General features: G+C 64.9%; 1 protein-coding gene. It reads left to right on the forward strand.

Annotated features, from left to right (window positions below):
- Positions 1-51: 51 nt before the first annotated feature.
- Positions 52-898 (forward strand): IS256 family transposase (locus H8A95_RS43260; RefSeq protein WP_229188482.1); only part of this gene is annotated, 847 nt, incomplete at its 3' end.

Raw genomic sequence — 898 nt, forward strand, 5'->3', positions numbered from 1 at the left:
TGTTCAACCTCGAATCACCTGGCGTTAGCGCGCCGGGCTGGAGACCACGCCATGAAGAACCATACCACGCAGCCTGATTCCGCGACACTCGCAGCGAAGACGGACCCCCAGCTTTTCGACGATTGGTTTGACCCGATCGAATTTGGAGTGCGCAATCGGGTGCGCGATTTCATCGAGACGATGATGGAGGAAGAACTGGAGGCGGTGCTGTCGCGACCTCGCTATGGGCGTATTGCGCCGGGCGCGGGCAAGGAGGCCGGCACGGCAGAGGGGGTCACCGGTCATCGTCATGGCCACCGTTCGCGCTCGCTTCTGGGAACGTTCGGCCCGATCGAGGTGGCGATGCCACGCGCGCGATTGAACGCTGCGGACGGCGGTACGACCGAGTGGAAGAGCAAAGCGCTTAAGGCCTACCAGCGCCGCACGATCGCAGCGGATGCGGTGATCGCCGGCGCCTATCTGGCTGGCACCAACACGCGGCGGGTTCGCCGGGCGTTGACGACTCTGTTTCATGGCGCGGTGAGCAAGGATACGGTGAGCCGGACCTGGCGCAAGGTGAAGACCGACTGCGACGCCTGGAACGCCCGCTCGCTGGCTGACGAGCCGATCGTCCGGCTGATCCTCGACGGTACGGTAGTTCGCGTTCGGCTCGACCGCAAAGCCACGGCGATTTCGCTGCTTGTCGTGCTGGGGGTGCGCGCCGACGGGCAGAAAGTTCTGCTCGCGATCAAGAGCATGGGCGGCGAAAGCGCCGAGGCTTGGCGCAGCGTGCTGGACGATCTCACCAGGCGCGGTTTGCAACGGCCAGAGTTCCTCATCGTCGATGGCGCGGCGGGGCTCGACAGTGCAATCGCCGCAGTTTGGGACGGCGTGCCGGTCCAACGATGCACGGTGCACA

It is taken from the genome of Bradyrhizobium oropedii (genome assembly GCF_020889685.1).
GTDB lineage: Bacteria > Pseudomonadota > Alphaproteobacteria > Rhizobiales > Xanthobacteraceae > Bradyrhizobium > Bradyrhizobium oropedii.